The sequence below is a fragment of the Aquimarina sp. I32.4 genome (assembly GCF_002924285.1).
GTDB lineage: Bacteria > Bacteroidota > Bacteroidia > Flavobacteriales > Flavobacteriaceae > Aquimarina.
In genome coordinates this window covers 1-5377 of sequence record NZ_PGUB01000175.1, presented here as the reverse complement: position 1 = coordinate 5377, position 5377 = coordinate 1, and the positions used below count along the sequence as shown (strand labels likewise).

7 protein-coding genes and 1 rRNA gene are annotated in these 5377 nt (G+C 29.8%); 5 read left to right on the top strand and 3 right to left on the bottom strand.

The annotated features are described in order from the left end of the window. Both CVD18_RS21270 and CVD18_RS21265 read left to right on the top strand, forming a co-directional pair. Positions 1-256 (top strand): integrase core domain-containing protein (locus tag CVD18_RS21270; RefSeq protein ID WP_146052742.1); only part of this gene is annotated, 256 nt, incomplete at its 5' end. 112 nt (positions 257-368) lie between these two features. Beyond that, positions 369-1280 (top strand): hypothetical protein, encoded by a 912-nt coding sequence (locus tag CVD18_RS21265; protein WP_103867483.1) that lies wholly within the window; start codon positions 369-371, stop codon positions 1278-1280. Between the two features lie 213 nt (positions 1281-1493). Here CVD18_RS21265 and CVD18_RS21260 read toward each other — a convergent pair whose 3' ends face one another. Further along, on the bottom strand, positions 1494-2633 hold the full coding sequence (locus CVD18_RS21260; protein ID WP_103867482.1) for a class I SAM-dependent RNA methyltransferase: 1140 nt from the start codon (positions 2631-2633) through the stop codon (positions 1494-1496). A gap of 122 nt (positions 2634-2755) precedes the next feature. On the opposite strand from CVD18_RS21260, the gene CVD18_RS21255 reads away from it, so the two are divergent. From CVD18_RS21255 to CVD18_RS21245, 3 genes are read left to right on the top strand one after another with little or no spacing between them, the layout of a single operon-like run. Beyond that, positions 2756-3487, top strand: a complete 732-nt coding sequence (locus CVD18_RS21255; protein WP_199185123.1) for a class I SAM-dependent methyltransferase — start codon at positions 2756-2758, stop codon at positions 3485-3487. A 2-nt stretch (positions 3488-3489) separates the two neighbouring features. Then, positions 3490-4167, top strand: a complete 678-nt coding sequence (locus tag CVD18_RS21250; protein ID WP_103867480.1) for a ZIP family metal transporter — start codon at positions 3490-3492, stop codon at positions 4165-4167. Between the two features lie 4 nt (positions 4168-4171). Next, positions 4172-4600 (top strand): DUF4268 domain-containing protein, encoded by a 429-nt coding sequence (locus CVD18_RS21245; protein WP_103867479.1) that lies wholly within the window; start codon positions 4172-4174, stop codon positions 4598-4600. A gap of 26 nt (positions 4601-4626) precedes the next feature. Here CVD18_RS21245 and CVD18_RS22435 read toward each other — a convergent pair whose 3' ends face one another. After that, positions 4627-5223: a hypothetical protein gene (locus CVD18_RS22435; protein WP_146052891.1), complete on the bottom strand. Its 597-nt coding sequence runs from the start codon at positions 5221-5223 to the stop codon at positions 4627-4629. A gap of 68 nt (positions 5224-5291) precedes the next feature. After that, positions 5292-5377 (bottom strand): 5S ribosomal RNA (gene rrf, locus CVD18_RS21240); the annotation flags it as partial.

The window sequence follows — 5377 nt, the reverse complement described above, 5'->3', positions numbered from 1 at the left end:
AGGGGTAAGTCAAGAGTTTACTCATGTTGCTACACCAGAGGAAAATGCACATGTAGAAGCTTATCATGGAATACTTAAAAAAGAAGTCTTTCAACGATTTGAGTATAGAACATTTGGAGAGATTCAACAAATACTAAAAAGATATGTGGTTTTCTATAACAACGTAAGGCATCATGGACTATTGGGAAGAATAACTCCTATGGAAAAATGGAACAAAGACAAACACTTAATTTTAATGAAAAATAGAGTAGCATAATTAATAATCCAAATTTAAAAGATTACTCTTGTTTTATAGGGGTCAAAACACTTTGTTTTTTTTTATAACTTAGGATACTATTTTCACATTGTTATTACCCACAATTTAAAAAATGACGAAATACATCATAATTTTACTTTTAATTATAACTTCTTGTAAAGGGGAATCCGAAAAAGATAATCGGACTGAAAAACCTAAATTTGAAATTATAAAGACTTCTGAATATGAACTTATCAAAACTGAAAATCAAAAAGGACTATTAATTTTATTTCCTTGCTTTCCTTGCGATGCCAAAAACACCTTATCTGAATTTAAAATTGCTGAGATAAGTATAAAAAACAACTTTTCAGTTTTAGCAATGAGTTTAAACCAACGTTTATATTTAAACCAAAAAGAAAAACAAGAATTAGCGGAACAATTAACAGAGATAATCCGAGAACAAAATTTATCTAAAGAAAATATATTTGTTGGCGGATTTTCGAGTGGCGGAAACGTAAGTTTATTAATCTGTGACTATCTTAAAAAGAATAAAAGTCAAATTCAACCAAAAGGTGTTTTTATAGTGGATTCACCTATTGACCTTCTTGGACTTTATAGAACTGCCGAAAAGAACTTAAAACTTAATTTTTCAGAATCATCAATCCAAGAATCGACTTGGATTAAAAATATGTTTGACAAAGAATTTGGAAATCCGCTTGATAGCATTAAATCTTACGAACAGAATTCGCCTTATACATTTAAAACGGAAAATATCGACAATCTTAAAGGATTGGAAAAATTAAAAATTAGGTTTTATACAGAACCTGACTTAAAATGGTGGAAAGAATATGCAAAAAATGAATATGAAGATTTAAACGCTTTTTATATTCAAAAGTTATCAGACAAATTAAAAGCCGAGTTCGGAAATAAAAACATTGAATTAATAAATACAAAAAATCGAGGTTATCGAGCAAATGGAGATAGGCATCCACATTCTTGGTCGATAGTAAACGAAAAAGATTTAATAAATTGGATGAAAAAATAAAAAACTGTGGAAAAAACTAAGCATATGGCATGCCGATAGGCTTGCACTATATTCTTAGTTTACTGATACAGATTTGAGTAAGGGAAAAACCTTTTTTTGAATTCTCTATTAAAAGAAAAAAGTATAGTAATCAGTAAACAAAAACCTAGATTTAAGCATAACAGTATAAAAAAATAAAAACTGGATCTTTGAAATTATTGGAAAAAAAATCTGTTATTTTTGAAACTTAGTCCTCTTACTTCCAGCATACATTTCATATTTAACTAATTTGGACTCTAGCTTACCATTAAATACTTTTATTTTTCTTGAAGGTCTTAATCCAACATGCTTCAACCCTTCTAGATTAGAAGTAATAAACCATGCATTAGTACCAGGATAACTTTGTTTTAACGTGTCCCCTATCTGTGCATAAAACTCTTCAACATTAAGTTGCAATCGTTCTCCATAAGGAGGGTTAAAAACCATATGTAAATGATTTTCTGTTTCCTTTTTTGTGTCAAAGAAATTATCTTCTTTTATGCTTACATAATCAGAAAGGTTTGCATTTTCCACATTAGTATGAGCTTTTCTCACCGCAGAAGGAGCTTTATCCATTCCAACGATAGAGTACTTAAAATCTCTTACTTTATTAAGGCATGCTTCTTCTATCTTCTCAAACAAGTCCATATCCCAATCCAACCATTTTTCAAATGCAAATTCTTTCCTATTAAGATTTGCAGGAATATTGCATGCTATCATAGCAGCCTCAATTGCAAGCGTACCACTACCACACATAGGGTCTAAAAAATCACTTTGCCCATCCCAACCAGAAAGCAATAATAAACCAGCCGCCAAAACTTCATTTATTGGAGCTATATTAGTGATAGTACGATATCCTCTATGGTGTAATGAACCACCAGAACTATCTAATGAAACAGTACATAAATCCTGTTGAATATGAATATTAATAGTTAAGTCAGGATATTCTGTATCTACATTAGGCCTTTTTCCTTCTTCTTTTCTAAACTTATCTACAATTGCATCCTTTGTCTTTAATGAAATAAAACGAGAATGATTAAAAATAGTTGAATTTACTGTAGCATATATCGCAAAAGTATCTTCATGACCTAGATAAGATGACCAATTGATACCCTGAATAAAATCATACAAATCTTTTTCATTTCTAATTCTTTTGGAAGCGATAGGTTTTAAAATTTTCAAAGCAGTTCTCAAACATAGATTTGCTTTATACATAAACCCAGTATCGCCATAAAAGCTCACCATACGGTTTCCTATTTCAACTTGTTGAGCTCCCAATTTTCTTAGCTCACTCGCAAGAATCTCTTCAAAACCATAAAAGGTTTTGGCTACCATTTTAAATGAATTACTCACTATTCTTATTTTCGATATAAAGTCTATCAAAGTTTCTTGTAAGCGTATAAAACTTTGATCGACTTATTAAATTAAACCGTAAAAATACATTAATTTTGCGCTCTATGCTAAAAGATTCAACAATGTGGTATGCCTCTTGGTTTGACACACCTTATTATCATACTTTATATAAAGATAGAAATCACAATGAAGCAAAGGTTTTCATGGATAATATCACTAATTATTTAAGCCTTCATTCTGGTGAAAAAATATTAGATTTAGCCTGTGGAAAAGGAAGGCATAGTGTCTATCTAAACAAATTAGGATACGATGTAACAGGGGTTGATCTCTCTAAAAATAGCATTACCTATGCTTCACAGTTTGAAAATGAAACTTTAAAATTCAGAGTTCATGATATGTGCCTACCATATCTTGAAAAGTTTTCTGCTGTTTTTAATCTATTTACCAGTTTTGGGTATTTTGATAAGGAAGAAGATAACTTAAACACTATAAAAGCTATTAAATCTAACCTGAATGAAAAAGGCTTTGGTGTTATTGATTTTATGAACGTAGAATATATTATAGAAAATCTGGTCCCTACAGAAACAAAAGAAGTAAATAACATTACTTTTAATATAAAAAGATATCATCAAGACGGATATATATTTAAAGAAATCAGATTTAGAGATAATAATGAAGATTTTTTCTTTACAGAACGCGTCAAAAGTATTAAACTTACTGATTTTGAAAACTATTTTGATAAAGCCAATGTACAGTTATTAGATATCTTTGGTGATTACCAGCTAAATAAATTCAATAAAAATACATCACCAAGACTTATATTAATTTTTAAATAATAGTGTACAACTACTTACCATCCATAGGAGCCGTATTTATAGGAGCCATATTAGTATTTGCATTTAGATCATTCAATCAAAAGAATCTAAAATTGCTTTTAGCCTTTAGTGGTGCATTCCTTCTTGCAATAACTATTTTTGATCTACTTCCTGAAGTATTTGAAAACAATACCCATGCTAAACGAACTGGAGTTTGGATAATGATTGGGATTTTGCTTCAAAAAATACTAGAATACTTTTCTAAAGGCGCCGAACATGGTCATATACATCTTGATAAAGAAACCCACAGAATTCCTAAATTATTATTTATCAGTTTAGGGCTTCATGCATTACTAGAAGGATTCCCCATACATCATACTGACGGGATTTTAATGGGTGTCATTATACACAAGATTCCTGTTGCTATGATTTTAACGACTTTTTTACTTAATACTAAACTTAAGAGATATATCATTATAATAGCCTTAGTTTTTTTCGCTTTAATGACGCCTCTAGGTACATTTATTGCCGAGAATTTTGCTATTGCACAAAATTATTACAAAGAAATTACAGCATTAGTAATAGGTATATTTCTTCACGTATCAACTACTATTTTGTTTGAAAGTAGTGAAGGCCATAAATTTAATATTACCAAATTGCTTATTATTCTTATTGCTACAGGAGCAGCTTATTTAATATAATAATATGTTTAGTAAATCAGAATCAAAAGAAATACGTCAAGAGTTTTGGACAAGTTTTGGAAAACAATTTCCACATAAATGGCTTTTATACAATACCAAAATTAAAGATGTTACGCTTAAATTTACATTTACTACAAAAAAAGCACAAGTTTCTATAGATATAGAACCCTATGATGCACTTATTCAAGAGTATTATTATGATAAGTTTATCAGTTTAAAAAATATAATTACTTCACAATACATTCAAGATATCATATTTGATGACCAATATCAATTAGAAAATGGTAAGATCATTTCTCGCCTTTATATAGAGCTAGAAGATGTAAGCATTCATAATAAAAACACTTGGAAAGAAGTAATGCAATTTCTAAATGACAATATGCGCAAACTTGAATCTTTTTTTATTGAATATAAAGATTTTATCGAAGCATAGATTCTATAAAACATATCGCAATAAAACTACAGTACTTTCTTTTTCATATATCTAGCTAACTCTTTTGCCAATTTCGCATAGCATTCAGTAATTCTATATCCAGAATAAAAGTCTACTCCTAGAGGACTACCTCCAGGCATTCTTTTATACGTCATTTTTAAAATAATATTCTCAGGCTCTGATTTCTTATAAATATAAATATCTGCTGTTAACGCTGCACGATAATGAGTAGTTGCAAAAACACCGTATCCTGGATACATCCAGATAGTATGAACTTTGATAGTGTATTTTGCACTATTCTCTCCAACTACTATCTCTTTATTGTCAAAACGTTTATTAAAAGACTCTATAAATCTGGGTTCAAATCGTTCCTTTCTATTTAGGAACCATGATTTTTTAAACTCTTCTCCTGATCCAGTCTTTGTCTCTTCCAGTTTTTCTATTTTCTTTTCTAAAAATACTTCTTCAGTTTCAAATTTAGGAATTTCAATTCCAGAATAATCGAAAACTAAATCATATGCAAATACATCAGATAAAGCTTTAGGCTTACCAACCACATTTTTTTGTGAAAAAAGAAAATTTGAACAAAACACAAGGAGCATTAATAAAGATATATTTCTCATTTTTTGAAGATAAATTAATAAAATTAGGGCATAAAAAAAACCCTTCATATTTTTATGAAGGGTTTCAAGGAAGGCGGCGACCTACTCTCCCACGATTGTAGTACCATTGGCGCTATCAGGCTTAACTTCTCTGTTCGGAATGGTAAGAGGTGAG

Coding starts and splice junctions, on each gene's coding strand:
- CVD18_RS21265 (WP_103867483.1), top strand. CDS start 369: ATGACGAAATACATCATAATTTTACTTTTAATTATAACTTCTTGTAAA.
- CVD18_RS21260 (WP_103867482.1), bottom strand. CDS start 2,633: ATGGTAGCCAAAACCTTTTATGGTTTTGAAGAGATTCTTGCGAGTGAG.
- CVD18_RS21255 (WP_199185123.1), top strand. CDS start 2,756: ATGCTAAAAGATTCAACAATGTGGTATGCCTCTTGGTTTGACACACCT.
- CVD18_RS21245 (WP_103867479.1), top strand. CDS start 4,172: ATGTTTAGTAAATCAGAATCAAAAGAAATACGTCAAGAGTTTTGGACA.
- CVD18_RS22435 (WP_146052891.1), bottom strand. CDS start 5,223: ATGAGAAATATATCTTTATTAATGCTCCTTGTGTTTTGTTCAAATTTT.